Raw genomic sequence first — 26015 nt, 5'->3', positions numbered from 1 at the left:
TAGGCACGACATAATTTATTAAATTGGGTAAAGATCTAACCCCATCTGAAAATGCTAAAATTGCTGATATATTAGATTATATTTCATAGTCTTTTTTTTACTCGTATAGGTAGTTTTGTACGATCTTCGATTAGAAAAACAAGTCGCAAGCTAATAAACCAATTATGAGAGAGCAATCTGAATGGGATGATCAATCTTTATGGGCTGGACTGGTTAGTGGACAGCAGCATGCTTTTACTGCCTTTGTGAGGCACTATACAGATGCGCTCTATGTTTATGGGATGCGTTTATGTGCTGATGAAGAGCTTGTGAAAGATTGCGTGCAGGAAGTATTTTTATTTATATGGCGGAGAAGGCAATACCTACAGCAACCGGTTTCATTAAAATTCTATTTAATGAAGGCCGTTCGGAACAAAATTGCGCGCGAACTTCCAAAATGGCAAATGAAAGAGCAACTCCACGAATCTGAGTATCAATTTCCGGACTTCTTTATGGAATTGGATGAACAGAGTGAAATGTCTTCAGTGGTCCGCATGCATTTGAAATGCTATATCGAGCAGCTCTCTCCCCGTCAGCGGGAAATTCTTTATTTACGGTTTTATGAGGGATTCAGGCAACAGAAAATAGCAGAAATGATGAACCTCAACAACCAATCGGTTTACAACCTTTTACGTGGAGCACTCGCTGCGTTGAAGAAAAAAGTGGACTATGAAGCACTGATTGCACAATGGTGTTTCATTTTGGTAACTTTATTCTTCGATTGAAGGGTAAAATCCTTCGCAGCCTAGTTTTTCCAATACAGATTTCCCTCGTGCATAAAAGCCACTATTTTGGACAACCTGGAAACGGCTTCAGCGGAACAGTCTGCTTCTATCAGGACAAGTTCTGCCTCATCTCCTGTTTTTGGCCATTGCCTATTTCCGTTGTCATCCAATGGAAGCCTGTTGTGGGTAGCAAAACGCAAGGATCTTGAAAGTTCAAATTCGGTTACCCAACCATAGAGCTGGGCAATCAGATTTGCTTTCTGAAGCATGTTACCAGACCCAAATGTGCTCCAATAGTCCTGTACGTTATCGTTACCCACCAATACGTTTACACCATATTTCAGCAGTGCTGGGATGGGCATTACGGTGCTGCGAAAAGGGATCGAAGAAACAATCCCTACTTCAGCGGCGGCCAATTTTTCAGCAATTTTCGCTAATTTTTGTGACTGAAGATGGGCCAAGGCAAAGGCGTGGCTGACAAAGGTACGCCCTTTCAATTCTGTATTAAGTAGCACTTGCTCTGCCAGGTATTCGATGGTCCGAATCCCTTCTTCTCCGGCGTCATGTAAATGAATGTCTATACCTTTGTTGTTGTCTAAGGCCAGTTCAACCGTAAAATCCACCGCCTTTTCAATGGCATTATCGATACCGAAAGGATCTAATCCGCCAATAAAATCCACGCTATCAAGCTGGGCAACCTCCTTCATCAGTGAGGCCGAATCCGTGTAATAAAGCCCGTGCTGTGGAAAGGCTACCAGTTCGGCCTTAAAGCTATCTTTTTTATTATCAAGCGCCTTTTGCAAGTTCTCCAGTGAACGAAGGCCCGATGTATTATCTACATTAAAATGCGTTCTGGCGAAAGTGGTTCCGTAGTTTTGCAATAAATTGATCAGTAGCTCTGCTCGGTGTGTGGATGTTTTGAGTAGTTTGGGAATAATCTCCTGTTCATAGGCGATCATGTCCTGAACTGTTTTCCGGCTCGGGGACAGTGCTTGCCAAGGTAACCCATATAACGTTTTGTCTAAATGGACATGCATATCTTTGAATGCAGGTAGTATGAGTAAGCCTTTCGCATCTATCGCGTCGGTAAGTTCTTCGTTATTAGGTAATACCTTTGCTATTTTGCCTGCCTCGATCACGATGCAGAATAAATCTGTTTGCGTACCAATAATGCCTGCTTCATCAGCAATAAAAGCAATTTCTAAAAGGGCATTTTTTATGATGTACCTATCTTTTGAAAGAACAGAATAAGTTGTTTCCATGGTGTTTAGCTATTTGTTAAACAGGGTATTTTTTTGAGCGTGTTGAAATCAATGCACTTATAATGATGTCAGTATCTTGACGATTTCTAGATATTCTTTGGTCTGTGCATGCTTCAGTGGCGTTATGCCATGATGATCAGGGATGTCTAGTTGGGCCCCTGCATCTTTCAAGATTTGTACTATTTCTTGGTATTTTGGGCCTCCATCACCCAAAACGATCGCTTCCATTAAAGCAGTCCATCCCAAGCGATTCACATGATTTATCGGAAATCCTTTGGTATTGGCCAATAATCGAACAGTTTCTACATGTCCACGTTCGCAAGCAGGAATCAGTGCCGTTCCCTTGTAACGATTGAAAATGTCAAAGCGCGCTCCGTGATTTAGAAATAATCGGACAAGCTCAGTTTGTCCGCTAGCGCCGGCATACAAGAAAGGACTATCTTGATTATCTGCCTGAAGATTTACATCCGCTCCATGCTTTACAAGCAACTTTGCCATTTCCGTTTGCTTGTTGATTGTAGCCATCAAGAGCAAGGATTGCTTGCTGTGATCTCTTGTATTTACATCCGCCCCGTCTTTCAATGCCTTAGAAAGACCTTCTGTGTCATTTTTTCTTACTAAACTTAAAATATCCTGATCTTTTTTAGTATGTTCCAGCATGGTTGAATGGCAGGACATGACAGCCACTGTCAGCGCAGCCAAAAAAAACATCGCTTTTATCTGTTGATTAATTGTCATTTCGGGTTCTATTGATTTGTTTAAAAGACGATATTGCCTTTATATATAAGTGATTTAATGGCTGAAATCCGTGAAACGGCTTCGGCCGAACAGCTTGCATCAATGAAAATCATATCGGCATCATCACCCCCTTTGGGCCATTGTTGAAGCCCTTTCTCGTCCAAAGGAAGTGGGCCTGCGGTTGCCAATTTTAGCATTCTTGATAGACCGAATTCCGTTGTGTATCCATATAGTTGTGCGGCCAGATTGGCTTTCTGCAACACGCTTCCCGTTCCGAAGGTATTCCAATGATCCACAATGCTGTCGTTGCCTGTCATTACGTTTACATGGTGCTTCAATAGTGTGGGAATGGGCATAACCAGGCCCCCAAAAGGTATGGTAGAAACGATACCGATCCCCGCGGCGCCAAGCTTTTCGGCAATTTCCTCCTGCTTACTTTTGTCTAGTTTTCCGAGAACAAAACAATGGCTTAGGTAAGTTTTTCCTTTAAGCCGTGGGTTTTCGTTTACTTTATCGATCAGGTACTCGACCGTTTTCAAGCCCGATTCACCGGATTCGTGTAGATGTATATCAATGCCTTTATCGTTATCGAGTGCCAATTGTACAGTGAAATCCATCGTTTTTTCGATGGCGCCATCGATGGTATAGGGATCTAACCCACCAATAAAGTCGATAGCTGTTTTCGCAGCCTCTTTCAAGTAGGGTGCCGAATCTGTATAAAACACGCCGTGCTGAGGAAATGCAACGAGCTCTGCACCGAAAACATCTTTCTTATTTTCTAAAGCAAGTTGAAGATTTTTAAGGGAATTGAGTTTAGAGCTTGGTTCAATATTAACATGACTGCGTGCAAAAAAGGTTCCCTTCGATTGCAGTAATTCAATGAGTTTCTCCGCCTTACCGGTTGAATTTTTTAGCATTTCGGGTAATATTTGCTGTTCTAACGCAATCATACTTTTTACACCACCTGTTCTTTTTCTTACTGCCGTCCATTTTTCTCCATAAAAGGTTTTATCCAGATGAATATGCATGTCTTTAAAGGCGGGAAGCATGAGCAAACCAGCGGCATCAATTGCGTTTGCACTTGGCTGATTAGGTCTGATCTTTTTAATTTTTTTGTCTTCTATATCGATGGAAAAAAGCGCGGTTTTTGTTGCTATGACTTCGCCATTTTCATATTCAAAACCAGTTTCTAAACGAACATTCTTCAATGTATAGTTATTAGCTACTGCTCCATTTTTTCCGATAGTCTTGCCGGTAGGTATACTTACCGCACTTGGAATAAAAGATAATCCAGCAAGACCTAATGTTGCGTTTTTAAGGAAATCTTTACGTGATAGCGTTGAACGATTCATTTTATTTCTTTTTCACGTTTAAAAAATAAGCACTGTACCTTTTTACCCACAATGTTTGTGAATAAACTATTGACGTAAAGGTGAGGTACGACACAAAAGTACGATGCTTGTTTTTACGATATGTGAAAGATTTCTGCTATTACTTGTGAGATTTATCTATTTCCCGAAAGGCCGTTGGGGTCATACCGGTTTGACTCTTAAAAAAGTTAGCGAAATAAGCATGATCTGTAAAACCTAATTCGAAAGCGATTTCTTTGATGGAAAGGGTTGTACTCTGAAGCAACCGCTTTGCTTCGATACATACCCGTTGTTGTATGAGATGAGTTGCTGATACTTTTAAACTTTTCTTACATAAAATATTTAAATAATTGGCTGAAATATGTAGCTTCTCTGCATAAAAGGCTACCAATTTCTGTTCCTTGAAAAACGTATCGATCAGCGTATTGAATTTTGCTAGCCTAGGGTTCGATTGATAAACCTTAAATTCGGTAAAAATATTTTCGGCCTCTCTGCTTACGATTGCCGCAATGACAGCCGCTCGTGCACTAATTAGATGGACGAGTGAATGATCGTTTTTTAACTCATTTTTGATGGCATCGAATTCATAGTGTAGCAATTGAAAAGCTTTGGTTGTCAGCTGGATAACCGGGTGGTTTTGATAATTGGTGAACGAGAATCTGAAATAGGGTGCAAACTGCTCGAAAAATGATCGTTCTATCATCAGTTGGTATCCCATCGTTCCATTTTTTATATTCCATTTATGCATCTGTCCTGGAAATAATACATGTATCTGATGATTGGCAATTTGATAATCTACCGAATCTATATTGTGCGTACCTTGTGCCTGATCAAAGAGAATAATGATAAAAAAGTCATGTTTATGTGGTTTCTCGATCAATAGCTCTCCTTGTAGCTCATTAAATATGAGCTCTGCCCGGCCAGCTACCTGTCCTTTTCGAAACCCGTGAATCCCAATAACAGGCATTGAATTATTCTCTTTATGTATAGGCATAAGGTAAATATAGTTAATGGTGTACTATTTTTATTGATATCAGGGAATTTGTTTTTAAAAGGAATATTTTTTCAATAAAAAAACAAAAGCATGAGTAGATTTTGCTTTTCGATGTCTCTTTAACTATAAAGGCATTCGATATAAAGTGATTCATGCAGCAATATAAACACTATAGAACCATCGATTTTTTAAGTGACGATCATTTTGCTGATTGGGTGCGTAATCCGAAACCGGACAATAGTTTGTATTGGCAAGAAATTTTTACGCTTTATCCCATGTTGAAGCCTTTTGCGGATGAGGCAAGACAGATTTTGTTACATATGCGTGTAAAATCAATTGATGCCGTAACTTACGATCTGCAGGAAACGATTTTGGATAAAGCTTTTGAGACGGAGAAAGCAGCTACTAAACCAAAGATGTTTGCACTTAAAAGTTATTCGAAATGGATCATCGCTGCTTTGATCCTCCTTGTTTCGGGGTTTATGCTATGGGAGAAACTAGTACCGCGTTCGGCAAAACTGGAAGTTGTTATGGTAAAAGAAGGAGGTGCTAAGCAAATAAAGAATTCAGCGGACATGGCCCTGATGGTACAGCTCCCCGATCAATCTACCGTTATTTTGCAACCGAAATCTTTTCTGACCTACCAAAGCGATTCTTTTTTGCTCAAAAGGGAGGTGTATTTAGCGGGAGAGGCCTTCTTTGACGTCAGTAAAAATGAACAGATACCCTTTATCGTTAATACGGACCAGCTATGTACAACTGTATTGGGAACTAGCTTTTTCATACAAGCCAAACCCAGTATCATAAATCATCAGGTATTGGTTACCAGTGGGTCTGTTCGCGTCAAAGAGAAGCGCCACGTATCCCAAATGGCTCCTGAGGGTCTGCTATTAAAAGCGGGGGAGGAAACTCAATTGCAAAATAATCGATCGTTAAAAGTCGTGCCCTCTTCGCAAGCCTTGCATATTAAAGAAGATTTGGGAAAAGCTTTTGATTTTCAAAACATGCCAATGGACAAAGTAGCTGAAACCATACAGAATCATTACGGTGTGCAGGTGCAAATTGAGAATCCTGTTTTAGCAAAGCGAACGATTACGGCTTTTTTGGGAAGTATTTCTTTGCAAGAGAAGTTGAATTTAATTGCAAAGGCCATGGAGGCAAAGTATCAGTTGGAAGACGGAATTGTTGTTTTTACTTTAAACTAATCAATGATAAAAACCAATATGAATAAAATAGACAGCACATAACAAAAAATTTTTGAAAAACCCGCTAAAGCTGCTGGAACATCTTAGCGGGTAAGTACAGCCCTGAATTGTGTACGATCACTTTGATAAGTGGTGTAGGAGGCTGTTTGTTAAATTTTTTAAACCTAACAACCAAATGTATGGAAAAAAAATCAACAATTATTGTTGTCATGAGGACAGGCACATTACAATTATTGATGGCTGTATTCCTGCTGGGGAGTACGTGGGCAGCGAGTACCCGTGCACAAGGAATACTTAATGAGCGCGTCACAATTTCAAAAAAGGATGCCTCATTGCAGATCTTATTAAAAGAGATGGAACAGACTTTCGGTATCCATTTTATCTACAGTCCGGCGCTTATTAACGTAGACCAAACTGTAACAATCACTGCCGGGGACAAATCTCTAGAGAACTTATTAGACGAATTATTAATCCCATTGCATGTTGGCTATGAAGTGTCAGGAAACAATATCGTACTAAAACGGACACGCGGGCAAAAACAATTGGCTATTAAGGGGGTTGTCCTTGACAAAGATCGTTTACCACTAAGTGGTGTTTCGGTGCTATTGAAAAATACAGCTGGTAAGGGAACTTCAACTAATGAAGCGGGTGCCTTTTCATTATCCGTACCGGCCAATGCAAGCTTGGTATTTCGGTACGTAGGTTATCAAGAGCAAACGGTGCCACTGAATAACCGTAGCTTTCTAGAAGTGGTTATGATAGAAGATCCGGCAAATTTGGATGAAGTGATTGTAGTGGGCTATGGCACGCAGAAGAAAGCAAATTTGACGGGTGCAGTGGCTTCGGTAAGTGGAGAAGATTTAGTGAAACGACCGGTGACGAATGTCGCGTCCATGTTGCAAGGTCAGGTTCCTGGTTTACGCGTTGTGCAAAATTCGGGCGAACCTGGGAATGAGGGTTTGTCTGTACGTATACGTGGACAAGGAACGTTTAGCGGGGCAGGTTCTAACCCACTGGTCTTGATTGATGGTGTGGAAGGAAGCTTAAATGATGTCAATCCGAATGATATTGAAAATGTTTCCGTTTTAAAAGACGCTGCTTCCGCTTCAATTTACGGATCTAGAGCGGCTAATGGTGTGATTTTAGTAACTACGAAAGCAGGTCAGTCCGGTAGCTTTGTTATAGATTACACCTTTAATGGAGCTGTACACACACCAACGCGGCTATTTGACCTGATTACCAATTCAGCAGAATATATGGAACTTTGGAATGAAGCCAGATTGAATAATGGTAATACAGCTGGGCTATATCCACAGGAAACTATTGATTTATATAGAAATGCGACCGATCGTGTGCAGTACCCAAACGCAGATTGGTTGGATATCATGTTCAATCCGGCATTTGTTCAAACCCATAACTTAGGAATCAGCGGCGGTACCGGAGGCACGCATTACAACTTATCGATGGGCTATATTGATCAGCCTGGAGTGATGAAGGGTTTTGAATACAAGCGGTACAATGCTCGCTTTAATATCGGTTCTTCTATTAATGATCATATCAAAATAGGAGCTAATATTAGTGTGAAACAAGGCGACGTTTCCCGACCTCGACAGGGAGCCGAGGATGCGTTTATTGCCACTATATCACAAGCACCAACTTATTTGCCGAAGCTACCCGACGGGCGCTACGCTTTTAAAGCTTATGACTTTGAATCCAATAATAAAAATATGCTGGCAATTGTGGAGAATGAAGTGCTCTGGAAGAACCGCGACTATTCCGTGAACCTTCAGGGTTGGCTGGATGTGCAATTAAGTAAAAAATTAAACTGGTATTCTAAGGCAGCAATTATTGCAGACTTTGACAAATCGAAAGACTGGCGCCCGGTTGTACCTCTATACAATTATCAGACAGGCGATTTTGCGACGGATTTAGATGTTGGAGGTAAAGGGCTTGGTGTAAATAGCAGTGAAAATCGATATAGTAACCTGTTCACCTATCTGAAATATGATGACCTCTTTGCGGGCAGTCATCAAGTATCGGCGCAACTTGGTTTTAGCCAAGAAGCAAATAAACATGAATATTTATATGGTTACCGTCGAGACTTTTTCAACAATGATTTACAAGAGCTGGACGCTGGGGGATTGGCCGTACAGAATTCAAGCGGCTCAGCTTATGAATGGTCCATGCGTTCGTTCTTCGGGCGACTCACTTACAATTATAAAGAACGTTATTTGCTGGAGGTAAATATGCGTTATGATGGAACTTCTCGATTACAGAGTGATCATCGTTGGGGTGCGTTTCCTTCTGTATCGGGTGCCTGGCGCGTATCAGAAGAATCCTTTGTGAAGAATGCAGGGCTTAGCTGGTTGAATAACTTAAAAGTTCGTGGCTCCTATGGGGAGCTGGGAAATCAGAACATCAATATAGATATCCGTAGTAGTTCGCCTTATCAATATGCTTATCAGGAAACCTATCCCTATCCCTATCAAGATATTTTAAATTATACAGGAAATTACCCTTTTGACAATGCGAATTTAAGTACAGGGGTTGCGCAAACAGCCTTGGCAAATCAATTACTTACTTGGGAGACTACCAAAATTGCAGATATTGGTTTGGATTTGGCTGTCCTGAACGGTTTAGACCTTACGATCGATTGGTATCGAAAAACAACCTCGGACATTCTGAGGCCCTCTCAATTAACCGGGGTAGTGGGACTTGCTGCACCAAATATTAATAACGGTACGATGCAGAACGAGGGACTTGAGCTCGCGTTGCGCTATAGTAAACGTGTACAGTCCGGTGCTTTGGAAGGCCTATCCTATAGTTTTGGTGGAAACATCGATCGCTTTCGGAATAAGTTAGTGCAGTTTGGGCAGCGGGAAATTGGCAGTAATACCATTAAGGAGGAGGGAAGGCCCTGGGACACATTTTACATGCTGGAGTGGATCGGGATTTTTCAGAATGAGGAGCAGATACAAGCGTCACCTCGTCAATACAATGATGACACGAAACCAGGTGATCTAATTTTTAAAGACCAAAACGGCGATGGTGTAATCGACGATGATGATCGGATTTATCTGGGGGGACAATACCCTTCATTTGAGTATGCTATTACAGGCAATGCAAGCTGGAAAAATTTCGACTTGTCTTTTATGTTTCAAGGCGTAGAGGGGCGAAAAATTTATGTTGCCGATTGGGGTACAGTACCCTTTATTCAAGGATCACCACCCACTACCGATTGGCGCAACCGGTGGACACCGGAGAATCCGTCAACCACCATGCCGCGCATATATTGGGGGTTTGATGCCCCGGCAAAGATTCGGAGGACCTCAAGCTATTATTTACAAGATGCCTCTTATTTACGTTTAAAGAATATAACAATCGGCTATACCTTTCCAATTAATTTGGTGGAACGAATGGGCCTGAGAAAGCTACGTTTATTCTTTTCGGGCGATAATTTATTTACCCTTACGGACTATCCCGGGTTGGATCCGGAGCGTGGCGGAAACGGTGTTTTTGTAGGGTATCCGCAAAATAAAATCTATTCTTTTGGTCTTAACGTGCAATTTTAAGCTGAACACGATGAAAAAGTATATATTACTGGTATGTACCTCGATTTCTCTACTAAGTATGGGTAGTTGCAGTAAAGATTTTCTTGATAAAGATCCTCTAGATCGATTGACTGGTGATCAATATTGGAAATCAAAGGCTGATTTTGACATGGCATTAACGGCAATCTATGGTCAATTACAAAACAGCATTTTTTCTTATGGTAGTCCCAATTGGGATGTACTGACAGACAACGGTTATGGCCAGCATAACTATAACGGAAGTCAAGGTATTGTAAGGGGTGAGATTTTTCCCTCATCGGGTGGATACATTGTTGATATTTATAATGCCTGCTACAGCGGTATCGCCCGGGCCAATATTTTTCTTTCTAAACTGGATGCCAACGAAGGTGCTGTATTAGACGAGGGTGTTCGCGCCCGTTATGAAGGGGAAGTGCGTTTTATTCGCGGTTTCTATTATTATATGCTCTATGCGTGTTATGGCGCGGTACCTTTAATAGTAGAACCACTTGGTTTGGAAAATCAAATTCAGGCAAAAGCCACTGAAGCAGAAGTTCTGGAACAAACCTTGGCCGATCTGGATGCCGCTATTACCACCTTGGATCCGACACTTTATGCGAACGGAAACGGCCATATCGTAAAAACATCTGCGCAGGCGCTAAAATTGCGTGTCCTATTGTATGCTGCATATGATGAGAATGGTGTGCCGAATACAACCGTTTTAAGTCAGGCAAGTACATTAGCAAGGGAAATCATGGCGACAGGTTATGCGCTTGCTCCAGCTTTTGAAAGTGTCTTCAGGGACGCAACACAAGAAGGTAATCCAGAGATAATTTTCTCTATCAAGTTTTTGGCGCCGAACAATGCGACATCGATGGATCAATGGTACGGTGACTGGGCCGTAGTCAGTCCGCTACCTAATCTTTTCAACGCATTTGAGTCAGGAGATATCCGCCGGGACCTCACTGTTTTCGATAAAGTAGTGGATTTCGATGGTGTTATTCACCGACCGTCCAATAATGTGCCCACGGGTTATGGATTGAAAAAATTTCTGACACCTGGTTTGATCCCATACGGTTACTCGACACAAAGTCAGCAAGACTGGGTTATGTTGCGTTATGCAGAAGTATTACTTTCTTTTGCGGAAGCAGAGAATGAACTTTCAGGACCGAGCCAGGAAGTTTTGGATGCCCTAAATGCAATACGCCGGCGCGCAAATCTACAAGCGATTAATGCAGGCCTAAGCAAGGAATCTATGCGTGCAGCTATCCGTCAAGAACGCCGTTTGGAATTGGCCTTCGAAGGTTTGCGGTATTTTGATCTGAAGCGTTGGCGAATTGCCGAAGATGTGCTCAACAATGTAAAAGACGGCGTCCTCAGTTACCGATTTGAGGAGCGTTTTTACCGGTGGCCATTGCCGCAAACAGAAATAGATAAAAGTCAGGGCGTGTTGGAGCAAAATCCGGATTATTAAAATTATTTATAAGTTATTTTAAAAATGTCACCACAGGGTTGTCTCGACTAAAAAGATAATTTTACTTTGCCAGATGCAAGATACAAAGGAAGCGATTGTGGGCGGGGAGCATTAGACTCTGCTTTTCAGTTTTAGAACAGGGTGATAAAATAGCGACATCAATTAAAATGCTAGAGGCCCAAACTTTAGTTTGAGCCTCTAGATCTTACTATTATTTGCCTGTTTTATTGTTCCTCTTGTGAAAGACCATTATCAGCTGGTACTTTGTAATATACTTCGCCATAATCGTTCAATGCATTCAGGGATTTGACGAGACCATCTACTTCGGCAGCGGCGACGTTTTCCATCACTAAGGTCACAATCCCGTTATGACGCATGAAAATGTTGAATAACATCATGTTAGCAATCTAATTTGTAACACCTAACAAAGGGCTCTATCTGTATGTAAAGCTTTTATTTATCGTTAATTTGGACCCGATTCTATAGGTGTTTGAACAAAGGTAGCGGATAATTTGGAAATATGAAACAGCTAAGGTTAGGGAAATAAAAAGCTGTGTCGATTTTGTCGACAATAGGAAGAAATGAGTATCTGTTAGGTGGTGATCATGACGAACATGATCACCATCCGTCGCTTAGGTATTATTGGTTAAATAATTTCTCTATTTTTTATACAGGGAGATTGTAATTGTTTTACTAGTTTTTTCGAATGAAAAAGATCATTGATCATTTGTTGATCGTCAGTACTTCGTGCTCCTGATCCAACAAAACTTACGCGTTCTTCTTTAAATAACTTTTGAGCCAATCGCTTTGAATCGACTCCATTACCGCCAGCTAAGGACAGAAGATCGCTTTCTAACAGGCATCCCTGCGAGTGAAGACGAGTTATATTCCGATAGTTATCTTGCAGGCAAGCATACTGTTCGGCTTTGGCAAGTACGGGCTGTAAGCCTTTACCGTTAAGGTAAACGACAACATCTTCCAGATCGCGACTTAGGATATCTGCCGGCGCTTCTAGCAGTATATAGTTTTTGCCAAAAGTTTCCAGCTTTTCTTTTTGGAGGCGGAATCCGTCTGCATCCAAATGATAAAGCCTGACCGCATGTATTGGCAAGGCACTGTTAAATGCTTTGGCATCTACAGCATCTTGACTCACAGCACCGAAGATGCAAGTATAACCTGCGTTTTTCAGTTCCTCGGTAACATCTTTGCTATTGAAATAACCGAAACTTGGTTTCAATAAATCAATATGTATATCGGCAGCGAGTATGCTTCCAACCCCATTGCCTGTATACATTGCTGATTGAGTTGGTAAAATTGAAAACATCCTAATATAATTTATACAGTATATGTGATATAATGCATAAATATAGTCGGATTTGCTTAACTACTTTCGCAACTGCTTTTATTTTGTGTCTAAATAACACATTTCTGTGTGTAAACTGACAGTGTTTTGTTCAGTTTGTTAGAAATTTGCTAAACAATTAGCAAATTTGATTTAATATCTGCAAAATAGGTTCGACCTATTGGTATGCCGGTGCCATCTTTTAACTTTAATTCAAGCTGATTAAAGGAATGAATATGCGCCCGATTAACGAGATACGACTTGTGTACACGTAGAAATGGGTGTCCACCTGGCAATTTAGACTCAAATTCCTTGAGATTTTTCCGTAATGCCACCTTCCTTGCTCCGATTTGTAATTCTACATAATTACCGTTCGCTTTGATGAACACCAAATCCTTCAATGAAACGTGGTGTTTATTTCGCCCCATTGGTAGGAATAAACTGGGGTCGTCGGTTTTTTGAAAATGACTCATCGCAATTTCGATAGCCGCGTATAAATCAATCTTCGTGAATGGCTTAATGAGATAACCGTAGGGACGCGTGTCTTTCGCATTCTCTATTGTGGTCGGCTCAGCATGCGATGTGGTAAAAATGAAGGGAATACCTTTAATTCGCAGTACGCGAGCTACGTCGATACCACTACGTGGACTTCGAATACCGATATCTAGCAGCAGTAGATCCGGTGTTTTTTCTTTTACAAGGCTTAGTGCTTCCTCGTAATCAGCTGCTATACCACATACGGTGTAACCAACTTCTTCGAGCATTTCTTGCATATCCAACGCAATGATCATCTCGTCTTCAACTATAAGAATTCGTAAATTTTGCATCTATGTACTTCTGAAATTAATGTTAAAAATGGAGGCTTCGTTAAATTCGTAATGGATCGTTCCCTGTAGTTGTTTTGTAAGGTTGGTTAGCAAGCGTAAGCCCATGGTACCTGTTTGTTCCCAGTTGATACCCGCTGAAATTCCTGGGCCATTGTCACTATAATATAAATTGTAATATCCTAATTCTTTAGGTGTCACTTGTATGGTTATTTGTAGGTTTTCATCTTCTTTTTTTGCATATTTAATTGAATTTGTAATTAATTCGGTTATCAACAAGCCGTACGGTATGACAACGTCCGTTTTTACCTTGGCGGTGCAGATATTGATTTTTTTCTGTATTTGCTCCTGCCCGTTATAACTTTTTATGATGTAGTGGACCAAATCTTTTGTATAATTTGCCAGATCAATGGTGTCGTGTAAATTGTCAGTGTATAGCTTTTGGTGCACTAATAGCATGGACTGAAGTCGTATAGCGCTATCGTGAAGGGCTTTTTTTACTTCAGGGTGCTTACTGGTACGGATATGCATGTTCAATAAAGAGGACGCAAACTGTAGATTATTCTTGACGCGGTGGTGCGTTTCGTTTATGAATAGTTCATGTGATTCTGTTTTATCACGTAGTGCCTGATAACGTTCGTCTAGCTCAGTATACTCCCGTTCCAATCTGTGAATGCGTTGTCTATTTTTGTGCCTACTGATGAAAAAAATACCCACTATCGTCAAAATTATCCCAAGAATACCAAAAAAGCTCAAGTCTAAAGGTGTGAGAATGCCCTTTATCCGTATTGGAATAGGCTTTCTAGGAATATCACTGATTAAAAATGTTATCACAATATCTCTTTCTTTAGACGTGAAAAAAAGCAAAATTCTTTTCTTGGTAAAGAATTGTAATGCCTGATTGCCGAGTATCTGTTTGCAAATTCTCTATTAATTGTTAAAAATCATGCCAATATTTTAATATTAACTGTAATTTTTTTTGAAAAAATGTGTAAATGGCTTTTTATGTTTAAAATGGCACTTAATGGGTTATGTTAAATTTATATTAATTAGGTTAATTGTTTGTTTTTGTATGTTTAGAGTAAGTTTTTTCACAATTTTATGAAAAATAGATATATAATGTGGTTTTTTATTGAATATTAGTTACCGGTATGATGTTTGTTGAGCGCATCTCACAGGAATAGACATTTTTGTTAAATTTTTCTCGTAATTTCCCTTTTTATGGATTTAAGCAGCCGTTACCTTTTTCATTTTACACACGTTGTTACTGATTTTTTCTTTATTATCCTTTCGTTTTTGCTCGCTGTTCGATTCAGTAACTATGAGTATTTTTATCAGCTCGGACTTTATGATGCCGGATTTTTGCTCTTTTTACTTTGTGGTTGGTATTTTACAGCTCGCTCTAATAGGCTTTACGAAGACAAGATCCAGGAAAACCAGATGCGTGAACTATTTAAGACAGCTAATACCATCTTATGGCAGATTATGCTGGTAGTTTTGTTCATCTTTGCGGTTAAAGAAAATGATTACTCGCGAACTTTTGTAGTAATATACGGCTGTATGATCGCTTTCTTTATTCCCTTCAGCAAAATTTTACTTAAAAGAATTTATTTGAGAATCTTTCGACATGGCTATTTGCGACGTCGTGCTTTGGTAATAGGGGGAGGAGAGCATGGTCAGCAATTTTGTAGGTATATCAAGGAGAATAAGTATTACGGATATGAAGTGGTGAGGCATATTCAGGGAGCATTGACTTTTTCTCAGCCAGCACAAAGTTTTGGGGAGCGAATGCTTATGGTTGGAGGTCAGCCTTTGGGGGATATAAACGACATCGATGAAGTTTTTATCGCCGATGGGCCGGAGACATCGTATAATACAAAAGAAATAGCTTCTACCTTAAGTGCCCATGCCGTAAGACTCCGTATCATACCTGATGTTTTTCAGATGAGCAGTTCAGGTATGTATACCTTTAGCATGATTGGCGGCTTTCCGTTATTAAGCGTACGGAACGAGCCTTTGGAGGATATTTATAATCGGGCTGCCAAAAGAGCTTTTGATATTTTCTTCAGTTTGTTCGTGCTCATCTTTGTTTGTTCTTGGTTATTTCCGGTGATCGCCATCTTAATTAAATTAGGCTCGGAGGGACCTGTATTTTACAAACAAGAACGTTGGGGCAAACGAAATCGGCCTTTTCTCTGTTATAAATTTAGGTCGATGTACGTAAAGGCGCCTGATACAAATCAGGCAGGTAAATTTCAACAAGCTCAAAAGGACGATCCGCGAATCACACCCATCGGACGTTTTCTCCGTAAGACAAGTTTAGATGAGTTTCCTCAATTCTTGAATGTGCTGTGGGGAGAAATGTCAGTAGTAGGACCTCGTCCCCATGCTTCTTTAATGAACGTGGAGTCCACTTATGTTGTAAAAAATTATTTGGTACGCCATCAAGCGAAACCTGGGATTACGGGATGGGCTCAAGTAAACGGACTGCGAGGCGAATCTGGAAATCCCAATCTATTAAAAGCACGAATTGAACATGATATCTGGTATATTGAACATTGGACTTTCTTACTTGATTTAAAGATCATTTTTTTGACCTTTTGGCGAATGATTATCGGTGATAAACAAGCTTATTAGTTACGAGTTGCCGGTTGCGAGCCGCCGCCATTAGTTGTTGGTTGTCTGTAATAACGTTCCTAAGGACACAATAATACTTAAAACGTCTCAACTATTTAACGCCTCAAGGATGTTGGCTATTAGTAGTTGTCTGTTGCGGTTGCAGGTTGTGAGTGATTGCGGCGATGTCCATAAAAAGGGTGCTATTACTGAACTATTTGACGGCAGCTAACCATGGAGCTTTAGCTAACTATTCCTCATACTCGTAATTATGCTAGTGGTACACATTTGTATGATTATATTTCCTTGATTGTGATTGTTTTATCCATATTTGTTTATGGAAGATAACGATTTTACTACTTAAAATCGAGCTATTTACCAATTACACCTGATATCGTCTGTGCGTTAAAAAATGTTAAAATCCATTGTTTTACCTAAAAATACTTGGTATTAGGATCTATATAAAAAATATTATTATGTACATTTGTACCGTAAAAACTACTGTAAGCACCTAATAGTAAAAATGTTAAATGAATAATAAAAGTAATGCACCAGCTTTGCCAAGGCAAGGGCGTAGGGTTCGGTTGAGCAAGAGAGGGCGCCAAGGGAACAATGTAAAAAAAAGAGAAATAATCTTGGAAGTTCCACAACGTTCTTCTTTCATGCCCGTATATGACGATTTTGAAGTCAACGATGGTTATCTCACGTTGTTTGCAAAATAATTATAGATTGATGTTTCCTTAAATACATCGTTGGATGCTATTGGGGCCATTAGATTCGCTGTTTAATTTTTTGAAGCTTGTTTTCCTCTCTTAGTATGAAGATTGTGGGGTTGGCTCTTTGCGTTTTTACTTCATTTCCATTTTACCAATAATCCTCCTATTTCTATCTATACATATTTACACAATATTGTGTAGTTCGTACACAAGTGCTGTGTGGCTTTTTGTTTGCTGTCATTTTGCGTAGTATTTTCGAAATAAATCAATCAAGTGGTTGTTTGCTTAACTTTTATTTAACAAATGACTAGGATTTTTGATAAATATTCATTTAATACGTGTGCTTAATTTGTGCTCATATTGCGTATTTAGTGCATATTAAGGATGAATTTGAAAATTTAGCCCGTTACTATCATGCGCATCTCATATAAAGCTGATTTTTTTGAGGAAGTTAAACGAAAAATAACCTCGCAAGGCTTTCGGATAGTTGGTCTTGATCCGTCGCAATCGTGGGGTGGATCATTGATGATTGATGAGAGTCAGGCGCAACGTTTTGCTGATCTTTTTTTTCAAGACATTTTACAGGCTCAAAGTATAGAATACACGTCTAATCCTTCCAAGCCGAAAGTATTGGTGATTGAACCGAAGCAGGCAATAGCCTGGCAATACCATCAACGTAGGGTCGAATGGTGGCAAGTGATCGCAGGTGAAGTGGGAGTGATTATCAGTGATGATGACGAAGAAAGGAAATTATTGATTAAACAGCCAAAAGATATACTTGAGCTGAAACCGGGAAAGAGGCATCGTTTGGTCGGGCTGGATGATTGGGCAGTTATTGCACAGCTATGGAATCATGTGGATCTTCGTTATCCATCAGATGATGCAGATGTAATCCGATTGAAATTGTAGCACATAAAAGGAATAATATAAAACAATGTAACATATGAAGACAGCATTAATTACGGGTGTTAATGGGCAAGATGGAGCCTATCTTGCAGAACTTTTATTGGAGAAAGGCTACATGGTGCATGGGGTGAAACGTCGTTCATCATTGATCAATACGGATCGTATTGACCATCTTTATCAAGATCCACACAGCGAAAACGTGCGCTTTAAGTTGCATTACGGTGATATGACTGATAGTACCAATCTAATTCGTATCATACAAGAAACGCAACCGGATGAAATTTACAATTTGGCGGCAATGAGCCATGTAAAAGTTAGCTTTGATACACCGGAATATACGGCTAACGCAGATGGTATAGGAACCTTGCGCCTCTTGGAAGCGATCCGTATCTTAGGTATGGAGAAGAAAACAAGAATCTATCAGGCTTCTACTTCTGAGTTATATGGATTAGTACAAGCTGTACCACAAAGTGAAACCACACCCTTCTATCCCCGTAGCCCCTATGCAGTAGCGAAACTATACGCTTATTGGATTACGGTCAATTATCGCGAAGCCTACAATATGTATGCATGTAATGGTATTTTATTTAACCATGAAAGCCCGCTGAGGGGTGAAACCTTTGTGACCAGGAAAATTACGCGTGCAGTTGCAGCAATTTCTTTGGGTTTACAAGAGAAGATGTTCTTGGGGAATTTAGATGCTCGTCGTGATTGGGGTCATGCCAAAGACTATGTAAAAGCGATGTGGTTGATATTACAACAAGAAAAACCAGAAGATTATGTTATCGCAACGGGAATTACTACACCTGTGCGTGATTTCATCAAAATGGCTTTTGCGGAAGTTGGAGCCGAAATTGAATTCAAAGGAGAGGGTGTAAACGAAAAAGGTTTCGTTAAATCCCTTAGCAATCCAGCATACGATTCTTTGCAAATCGGACAAGAAGTTGTGTCTGTAGACTCAGCTTACTTCCGTCCGACGGAAGTTGAATTATTAATAGGCGATCCAACCAAATCGAAGACGAAATTGGGATGGGAGCCGGAATATGATTTACCTGCGTTATGTCGTGAAATGGTGGCCTCCGATATCGAGGTATTTAAGAAAGATAGCAAAACACAGTGGGAACATTTAGCGGGATAGAAATATGTAACGCAATTTAATAAAAGCGTGAACTACAAATAAAAAAGGTTAAGAGAGACAGCTCAACAGTATGTTATTTAATTCGCTAAGCTTTTTGATTTTTCTTCCAACTGTGTTTCTGCTTTATTGGTTTGCAACTAATAAATCGCTGAAGACGCAGAATTGGTTGTTGTTAATAACAAGCTATTATTTTTATAGCTGCTGGGATTGGCGTTTTTTGTTTCTCTTAGCATTTTCCACGGCCCTCGATTATTTCACAGGATTGCAGATCCATAAGTCTCAAACACTTGGGCTGAAAAAGATGTGGTTGATTATCAGTGTAGGAGTTAATCTTGGATTTCTCGGATTTTTCAAGTATTACAATTTCTTCGCCGAGTCTTTTGCAGATTTTGTGCAGTTATTTGGTTTTCGGCCTTCAGTCGCTACCCTTCATATTATATTGCCGGTAGGTATTTCCTTTTATACGTTTCACGGGCTCTCGTATGTGATTGATATCTATTATGGTCGCATTAAGCCATCAACTAATTGGGTTCAATATTCACTATTTGTCAGTTTTTTTCCGCTATTAGTTGCTGGCCCAATTGAACGGGCAACCCACCTGCTGCCTCAAGTTGAACGACCACGTATTTTTAATTACCATCAGGCAGTGGACGGTCTTAAACAGATTCTCTGGGGATTTATTAAAAAGGTTGTTATTGCAGATAATTGTGCAGCATTTGCAAATCAAATATTTGATCACTCCGGTGAATATTCAGGTATGACCTTGGTATGGGGGGCAATTCTTTTCGCCTTTCAAATTTACGGGGATTTTTCCGGTTATACAGATATTGCTTTGGGGACAGCGAGATTGTTTGGATTTGAATTGTTGAAGAATTTTAATTACCCTTACTTTTCGAGGAATATCGCTGAGTTCTGGAAGCGTTGGCATATCTCACTTTCTTCCTGGTTTAGGGACTATCTATATATCCCATTAGGCGGTAGCAGAGATGGTTTATGGAAAACTATACGGAATACCTTTGTTATTTTCCTGGTAAGCGGTTTTTGGCACGGTGCTAATTGGACATTTGTAGTATGGGGTGGATTAAATGCGCTATTTATTATGCCTTCGGTCATATGGAAGCCAAAAAATAAACCCAGTATGGTGGTGGCAGAGGGAAGGCTATTTCCGTCCTTACGAGAGGCAGGTCAATTAGCTGTTACATTTATCTTGACGACTTTTGCTTGGATATTTTTTCGGGCTGAGAGCCTAACGCATGCTTTAGCGTATATCTCACGCATATTTACCGCGAATCTTTTAGAAAATCCATTTCGCTATGCCGGGCTCCGAGAAAGTATACTCTGTCTATTATTGATCATACCATTTTTAATAATTGAATGGCTTGGTCGTACGAATAACTATGCTATTGAAACATTGGGCTATCGCTGGCCAAAATTAATGAGATGGAGTTTTTATTCCGCTTGTGCATTTGTCATCGGAATGTATATGCAAACAGGCGGAACGGAATTTATTTATTTCCAGTTCTGATGAAGAAATTCGCTGTTAATCTTACTGCTTTTGGCCTACTAGGCGGATGCATTTATGTTGTTTTATTGCTGGTATTTGGTTTTACAGCTCCACATATGTTAAGACCTAACTTACCTTATGACGACGACAGAGTAGCGGGATTTTCCAACCTAAGGTTTCGTGAAGCTGATTCTATAAAGAATGTGGATGTCCTTTTTCTTGGCTCATCGCATACATATAGAGGGTATGATCCGCGTATTTTCAAACGGTATGGATTGAAGACATTCAATCTGGGGTCTAGCGCACAAACGCTACGGCAGACTCAATACTTGTTAGACATCTATTTGGAACAGATGAATCCAAAGGTTGTTATTCTGGATATCTATCCGAAATTCCTGAATCTTGACGGAGTAGAGTCATCTATTGATCTACTATCCAATACTCATTTGGGAAAGCCCGCTTTGGATATGGTCTTTGACGTGCAAGATATACGCGTGCTCAACACCTTCTTGTATAATGCATTCGTAGATCCTTTTGATAATGAACATAGTGGAGAAAAGATTACATGGAGCTATAAAGAAGATACCTATATTAAAGGTGGATATACCCAAACTAACAAAACTTATGCAAGTAAATTTACGGATCAGAAAGTGGATGAATATATATTTGATGAAGAGCAGTATGAGGCATTACTGGATATTAAGGATGAACTCGATAAGCGAAAAATCAGAACCATCTGTATTCAGAGCCCTATCTTGCCGGCACGTTATGCTAGAGCCAATAACAAAGCATGTATTGATTCGACGTTGAGATCACATTTTTCACTTTATTACAATTACAATGAGGTTAATCGGCTTTCTGAAGAATGTTTTTCAGATGACCAGCATCTGAACCAAAAAGGAGTCGGTATCTTCAACAATTTTGTCGCTTCTGTTTTACAAGAGCAGATTCCCGATTTGTATGCTGAAGCAAAAGACGATTAGATTGATGAAGACGACTTTTTTATCTTAAATACACGCAAAGATTGATGAACGCTGGAAATAAAATTGTTTTAAATACGGCCATATTATATGGTAGAATGTTGGTTACTATTGGTATTAGCCTATATTCTACTCGCTTGATTTTGAGTAACCTGGGTGCTAGCGATTATGGCTTATATAATGTGGTAGGTGGGGTCATTGCTATGCTGTCTTTCCTCAACGCCGCGATGACGACGTCTACTCAGCGTTACCTCTCCTTTAATATGGGTGTAGGGGATATGGTTAAAATCAAACGCGTATTGGGAAATAGCATATTGATCCATATTTTGCTGGGGTTATTATTGGTGGTAATCTTCGAGTTACTGGGAAGTTATTTTATCGAAACTAAACTTAATATAGAACCTGATCGGATTTCTGCTGCGAAGATAATTTTCCATTTCACCGTTATCTCCAGTTTTGTGTCGATTATTTCGGTTCCTTATGATGCCGTTGTTAACGCTCATGAAAATATGGCGTTTGTGGCTTTGATTAATATTCTTGAGAGTGTTCTGAAGCTTGTTGTTGCCATTTTACTCACGTATGTATTGCAGGATAAATTAATCGTATACGGTTTTCTAACGATGGTTAGTGCTGTTTTGATCCGTATCATTAAACAAGTCTATTGCCGGAGAAAATATTCCGAATGCTCGGTGCATATTTTTAAGGTCTATGATTGGAAACTCATCAAAGAAATGGGGTCCTTTGCTAGCTGGAATTTATTTGGCGTAATTTGCGGACTTTCAAGAAGCCAAGGGGTGGCGGTGGTGTTAAATTTGTTTTATTCAACGGTTGTTAACGCTGCTTATTCCATAGCCAATCAGGTAAATAATCAGATGTCTTTTCTTTCTATGACGATGATGAAAACGGTACGTCCTCAAATGATGAAAAGCGAGGGAGCCGGAGATCGGCAAAGGATGTTAAGACTGTCGGTTTTTGCAGGGAAATTTTCGTTTTATTTAAATGCAATTGTTTCTATTCCCATGTTTATTGCCATGCCACAAGTATTGAATTTTTGGCTTGGTCAGGTTCCAGAATATACAATCTCCTTCTGTCGTTACATGTTGGTACTCAATTTAACGCAACAGTTCAGTATGGGAATCATGGTCGCTACGCAGGCTATTGGTAAAATCAAGCGTTATCAGTTGGTTGTTGGTACGGTACAGATATTGACGGTACCGATTAGTTATTTTGCATTAAAAGCGGGCTACTCAGCGGAATCTGTTATGATAAGCACAGTATCACTGGAGTTTGTAGCTAGTTATTTTAGAGTCTATTACTTTCATGTGCTGACCGCATTTTCCGTATCACAATTTCTGAAGGAAATTGTGATAACCCCCCTGATTCCTTCCGCTATTCTGTTTTTGATTGCCCGATTTACCTATGAGCATATCGGATTGAACAGTAGTATATGGCATATTGCTCCATTCTTTATTATAACGATACTTCTATATGTTATGCTGATCTATTTAGCCGGTATTTCAATACACGAGCGTAATATGATTAACAACTTAGTCAAAATGGCCTTTGGTAAGATGGTTAAGGTTAAAAATTAAAAAAGACTGAATGAACTATTTTTTATATAATCCGGTAACGCAGTATGACAATATGGGAGACTTATTGATCAATAAGTCCCTGATTACTCTATTGAGAAGGCACGGGCAAGTTATTATTGATGATAATAACAAGCCTATTAGTTTTATTACTCAACTTCTAGCTGAAAATGATCAAAAACTATCTGAGATTACTACCCAAGGTCTCTTTAATTTTGCCGAGCATAGATTAAAAACTCCATCTGAAGATAAATATTACTTGGTTTTTGTTCCTGGAGATCTTTCCGTTAAAGGCTTTAAAAAAGCATTATCGCGCGTACGTTTTTTTAATTCACGATTGCGTAAATTGAAGCAGATGGGATGTAGAATACTGCGTTTAGGTATTTCTTTAAATACTTTTGATGCGCCCAATATGATTGCTGAATCACTTTACTCAAGTGCTTTCCATGTTTATGGACTTAGAGATAAGCAATCTATTGCTAAGGCCGAACGCTTTCGTTTTTCCAACGTTCGTTATTTTCCCGATTTAGCATGGGCGTTTTACCCCAAATTCAATGAAAATGAGGGGGTTGTGAAGGGTCGGTATATACTGATAAGTTTTAGGGCCAGTAAATCTGGAACAAGTCATCATGGCGATTATTTTGCTGAAATCAAGAATCATTTATTTGATGTATTGCACCAATCATCATTAGGTGATTATAAAATAGTCGTTTCCTATCAGGTACAATATGATCGTGAAGCTGCTCAAGAGTTGGTAGAATTATTTGCTAAAGAGTTCGAGGTCGAATTCATTGATAAACTATTGTCTTTAGATGAAGCAATACATCTTTACAAAGGATCTGACTTGATTATCAGTAATCGTCTTCACGTTTTACTACTGGGAACAATCTGTAAAACGTTATCAATCCCTTTTATCAATCCTGTTGATAATAAAAAGATCGCTGGGATATATAAAGACAATGCATTATATGATGTTGTACTCGATTATCGAAATAATACTACTACTGTTAGTGGAAGATTAGTTGATATGATTAAAAGCAGGAGTGTTATTTTAAATCGTCTTGAAGAGAGATATAAAAGTAATGCAGGTGTCATTGAAAACCTGCTTGAAGACATTGTTAATAATTAGGATTTACTGAAGTGTAAAATAGAAAATGAAACCTGCTATAATAATCGTCGCATTTAATCGACCGGAGTCGTTGAGAAGATTGTTGTTGTCTATTCAAAATGGCCAATATGATCGTAATGATATTGACATGATTATTAGTGTAGACTATCAAGATTCGGATGCCAGAAAAGAAGTGATTGCTATTGCTGATCAGTTTTTGTGGACATATGGGAATAAATTAGTGGTAAATCATCATGAAAAACTCGGACTAAGGAAACACGTTATTTTATGTGGAGACCTAGCAATCAAATATGGAAGTGTTATTCTTTTGGAAGATGATCTGGTAGTTAGTGAGCAATTCTATTCCTATGCACAGGAGGCCTTACGGTTTTATAACAACGATGAACGAGTCGGTGGTATTTCTTTATATAATCATCGAAAAAACCCATTTAATCGATTTCATTTTGAAATCATCCCGGAAGAAAATGATACTTATTTTTTGCAGTTTGCTTCTTCATGGGGACAAGCGTGGACGCTCAAACAGTGGGAAGGGTTCAAGAGTTGGTACCAACACGAAGGTCGCATAGAAAAGGACGATCCTATACCTGAAAATGTGAAAAGATGGCCAGAATCTTCGTGGTTAAAGTTCTTTATTAAGTATTTAGTTGTCAAAAACAAATATTTTGTATATCCAAATAAGTCTTTTGCAACAAATTTTTCTGACAGCGGTACCCATAATAAATCTAAGAATACGGACTTTCAGGTTCCTCTATTTGTAGGAAAGATGAATTCGATAAGGTTTCAAGAAATTGATAAATCTATTAATATTTATGATGCATTTTTTGAATTAATTCCAAGTGTTTTAAAAAAACTGCATAAAGAATATCAGGAATATGATATTACCATTGATTTGTATGGAATGAAGCCACTTGATAATGTGAAAACAAAATACCTCTTGTCAAGTAAACAATTGAAAGGGGGTAATAGTGAACCTTTATCAGGGTATTCCTTGCAAATGAAGCCTGCTATCTTAAATGTAATCTATGGTATAGAGGGGGCGGATATTAAGCTGGGAGAAACAACGTTGTTTGAAAATAATTTTCAAGGACTTGATATTACGGATAATTCAGTTTGGGATTATTATATTTTTAAATTGAAACCCAATGTTTATTTAAAAGTCTTTGCTAGCAAAGTGTTGTTGAGATTAAGAAAAAAAACAAATGAAAAGATTCGTTAAAATCTGTTTATTACCTCTGTATAATTTTCTTGTGACTTATTTGGCAACTTTTAAAGTACAAATGAGGAATGAGACACTTAAGGTCCGTGGCTTGGTACATGCCAATAATTCAGTATTTGGTAAGCATAACTCATTGGCAAATGGTGTTTCGTTCAACAATTCAGCACTCGGTGATTATTCCTACATCTCTTCAAATTCCTATGTGAATTTAACCGTTATTGGAAAATTTACATGTATTGGTCCTGATGTGAAAATAGGTCTGGGTAGCCACCCAACTCGGATTTTTGTTTCTGTCCATCCCGCTTTCTATTCTGGAAAAGGGAGATTGGGGAAAACGTTTGCTGATAAAGAATACTTTGAAGAATTTCAACGAACTTATATTGGTAACGATGTGTGGATCGGCTCAAATGTGATTGTTAAAGGAGGAGTAACGATTGGTGACGGAGCAATAGTAGCTTCGGGTGCTGTAGTAACAAAAGACGTAGAAGCCTATTCAATTGTAGCAGGGGTGCCTGCGAAGTTGATAAAGAAAAGATTTGAGGAAGAGCAAATCTCTCTCCTATTGCAACGTAGATGGTGGGACGAGGACGATGAATGGTTTTCAGAAAATTTCAAAGATATGCACGATATCAGCGATTTTATGGCAAGGCATGATAAGCATGAATTTGTTCGATGAACT

At 39.3% G+C, this 26015-nt stretch carries 22 protein-coding genes; 14 read left to right on the top strand and 8 right to left on the bottom strand.

Going from position 1 to position 26015, the window contains the following annotated elements; all coding sequences use genetic code 11:
• Positions 1-164: 164 nt before the first annotated feature.
• The gene (locus tag RYH73_RS17930; protein WP_335314833.1) at positions 165-764 is read left to right on the top strand and encodes an RNA polymerase sigma factor; all 600 of its coding nucleotides are present in this window, start codon (positions 165-167) and stop codon (positions 762-764) included.
• 20 nt (positions 765-784) lie between these two features.
• Here RYH73_RS17930 and RYH73_RS17925 read toward each other — a convergent pair whose 3' ends face one another.
• The 4 genes from RYH73_RS17925 to RYH73_RS17910 form a co-directional block, all read right to left on the bottom strand.
• Positions 785-2026, bottom strand: a complete 1242-nt coding sequence (locus tag RYH73_RS17925; RefSeq protein WP_335314832.1) for an amidohydrolase — start codon at positions 2024-2026, stop codon at positions 785-787.
• Positions 2027-2083: 57 nt separating this feature from the next.
• Positions 2084-2764 (bottom strand): ankyrin repeat domain-containing protein, encoded by a 681-nt coding sequence (locus RYH73_RS17920; RefSeq protein ID WP_335314831.1) that lies wholly within the window; start codon positions 2762-2764, stop codon positions 2084-2086.
• A gap of 20 nt (positions 2765-2784) precedes the next feature.
• A complete protein-coding gene (locus tag RYH73_RS17915) occupies positions 2785-4116 on the bottom strand; it encodes an amidohydrolase (RefSeq protein ID WP_335314830.1) in 1332 nt (443 codons plus the stop codon).
• A gap of 139 nt (positions 4117-4255) precedes the next feature.
• Entirely contained in the window at positions 4256-5128 is an 873-nt protein-coding gene (locus RYH73_RS17910) for an AraC family transcriptional regulator (protein WP_335314829.1), read from the bottom strand.
• A gap of 152 nt (positions 5129-5280) precedes the next feature.
• Here RYH73_RS17910 and RYH73_RS17905 point away from each other — a divergent pair, with 152 nt between their 5' ends.
• The 3 genes from RYH73_RS17905 to RYH73_RS17895 all read left to right on the top strand — a co-directional run bounded on the left by RYH73_RS17905 (position 5281) and on the right by RYH73_RS17895 (position 11376).
• Positions 5281-6333 (top strand): FecR family protein, encoded by a 1053-nt coding sequence (locus RYH73_RS17905; RefSeq protein ID WP_335314828.1) that lies wholly within the window; start codon positions 5281-5283, stop codon positions 6331-6333.
• A 179-nt stretch (positions 6334-6512) separates the two neighbouring features.
• The gene (locus tag RYH73_RS17900) at positions 6513-9905 is read left to right on the top strand and encodes a TonB-dependent receptor (protein ID WP_335314827.1); all 3393 of its coding nucleotides are present in this window, start codon (positions 6513-6515) and stop codon (positions 9903-9905) included.
• Between the two features lie 10 nt (positions 9906-9915).
• Complete coding sequence (locus tag RYH73_RS17895) at positions 9916-11376, top strand: RagB/SusD family nutrient uptake outer membrane protein (protein WP_335314826.1); 1461 nt, start codon at positions 9916-9918, stop codon at positions 11374-11376.
• Between the two features lie 224 nt (positions 11377-11600).
• On the opposite strand, the gene RYH73_RS17890 is transcribed toward RYH73_RS17895, so the two are convergent.
• The 4 genes from RYH73_RS17890 to RYH73_RS17875 all read right to left on the bottom strand — a co-directional run bounded on the left by RYH73_RS17890 (position 11601) and on the right by RYH73_RS17875 (position 14376).
• Positions 11601-11774, bottom strand: a complete 174-nt coding sequence (locus tag RYH73_RS17890) for a hypothetical protein (RefSeq protein ID WP_335314825.1) — start codon at positions 11772-11774, stop codon at positions 11601-11603.
• A gap of 248 nt (positions 11775-12022) precedes the next feature.
• Positions 12023-12700, bottom strand: a complete 678-nt coding sequence (locus tag RYH73_RS17885) for a CpsB/CapC family capsule biosynthesis tyrosine phosphatase (protein WP_335314824.1) — start codon at positions 12698-12700, stop codon at positions 12023-12025.
• 149 nt (positions 12701-12849) lie between these two features.
• Complete coding sequence (locus RYH73_RS17880; RefSeq protein WP_335314823.1) at positions 12850-13545, bottom strand: LytR/AlgR family response regulator transcription factor; 696 nt, start codon at positions 13543-13545, stop codon at positions 12850-12852.
• On the bottom strand, positions 13546-14376 hold the full coding sequence (locus tag RYH73_RS17875) for a sensor histidine kinase (protein WP_335314822.1): 831 nt from the start codon (positions 14374-14376) through the stop codon (positions 13546-13548). It lies immediately after the preceding gene.
• 387 nt (positions 14377-14763) lie between these two features.
• Here RYH73_RS17875 and RYH73_RS17870 point away from each other — a divergent pair, with 387 nt between their 5' ends.
• The 10 genes from RYH73_RS17870 to RYH73_RS17825 all read left to right on the top strand — a co-directional run bounded on the left by RYH73_RS17870 (position 14764) and on the right by RYH73_RS17825 (position 26012).
• The gene (locus RYH73_RS17870; RefSeq protein WP_335314821.1) at positions 14764-16179 is read left to right on the top strand and encodes an undecaprenyl-phosphate glucose phosphotransferase; all 1416 of its coding nucleotides are present in this window, start codon (positions 14764-14766) and stop codon (positions 16177-16179) included.
• A gap of 509 nt (positions 16180-16688) precedes the next feature.
• Complete coding sequence (locus RYH73_RS17865; protein ID WP_335314820.1) at positions 16689-16880, top strand: hypothetical protein; 192 nt, start codon at positions 16689-16691, stop codon at positions 16878-16880.
• A gap of 408 nt (positions 16881-17288) precedes the next feature.
• Positions 17289-17783, top strand: a complete 495-nt coding sequence (locus tag RYH73_RS17860) for a cupin domain-containing protein (protein WP_335314819.1) — start codon at positions 17289-17291, stop codon at positions 17781-17783.
• A 34-nt stretch (positions 17784-17817) separates the two neighbouring features.
• Positions 17818-18918 (top strand): GDP-mannose 4,6-dehydratase, encoded by a 1101-nt coding sequence (gene gmd, locus RYH73_RS17855; RefSeq protein WP_335314818.1) that lies wholly within the window; start codon positions 17818-17820, stop codon positions 18916-18918.
• Positions 18919-18988: 70 nt separating this feature from the next.
• On the top strand, positions 18989-20443 hold the full coding sequence (locus RYH73_RS17850) for an MBOAT family O-acyltransferase (RefSeq protein ID WP_335314816.1): 1455 nt from the start codon (positions 18989-18991) through the stop codon (positions 20441-20443).
• A complete protein-coding gene (locus tag RYH73_RS17845) occupies positions 20443-21405 on the top strand; it encodes a hypothetical protein (protein WP_335314815.1) in 963 nt (320 codons plus the stop codon). The genes RYH73_RS17850 and RYH73_RS17845 overlap by 1 nt, the downstream gene beginning before the upstream one ends.
• Positions 21406-21449: 44 nt before the next feature.
• On the top strand, positions 21450-22994 hold the full coding sequence (locus RYH73_RS17840; RefSeq protein ID WP_335314814.1) for a lipopolysaccharide biosynthesis protein: 1545 nt from the start codon (positions 21450-21452) through the stop codon (positions 22992-22994).
• Between the two features lie 10 nt (positions 22995-23004).
• Positions 23005-24120, top strand: coding sequence for a polysaccharide pyruvyl transferase family protein (locus RYH73_RS17835; RefSeq protein WP_335314813.1), 1116 nt, complete (start codon positions 23005-23007; stop codon positions 24118-24120).
• 25 nt (positions 24121-24145) lie between these two features.
• Positions 24146-25336, top strand: coding sequence for a hypothetical protein (locus RYH73_RS17830; RefSeq protein ID WP_335314812.1), 1191 nt, complete (start codon positions 24146-24148; stop codon positions 25334-25336).
• Entirely contained in the window at positions 25320-26012 is a 693-nt protein-coding gene (locus RYH73_RS17825; protein ID WP_335314811.1) for a CatB-related O-acetyltransferase, read from the top strand. The genes RYH73_RS17830 and RYH73_RS17825 overlap by 17 nt, the downstream gene beginning before the upstream one ends.
• Positions 26013-26015: the final 3 nt, after the last annotated feature.

The sequence above is a fragment of the Olivibacter sp. CPCC 100613 genome, assembly GCF_036959255.1.
GTDB lineage: Bacteria > Bacteroidota > Bacteroidia > Sphingobacteriales > Sphingobacteriaceae > Olivibacter.
The sequence above is the reverse complement of the archived record's forward strand: the minus strand, read 5'-3'. Positions and strand labels throughout refer to the sequence as shown.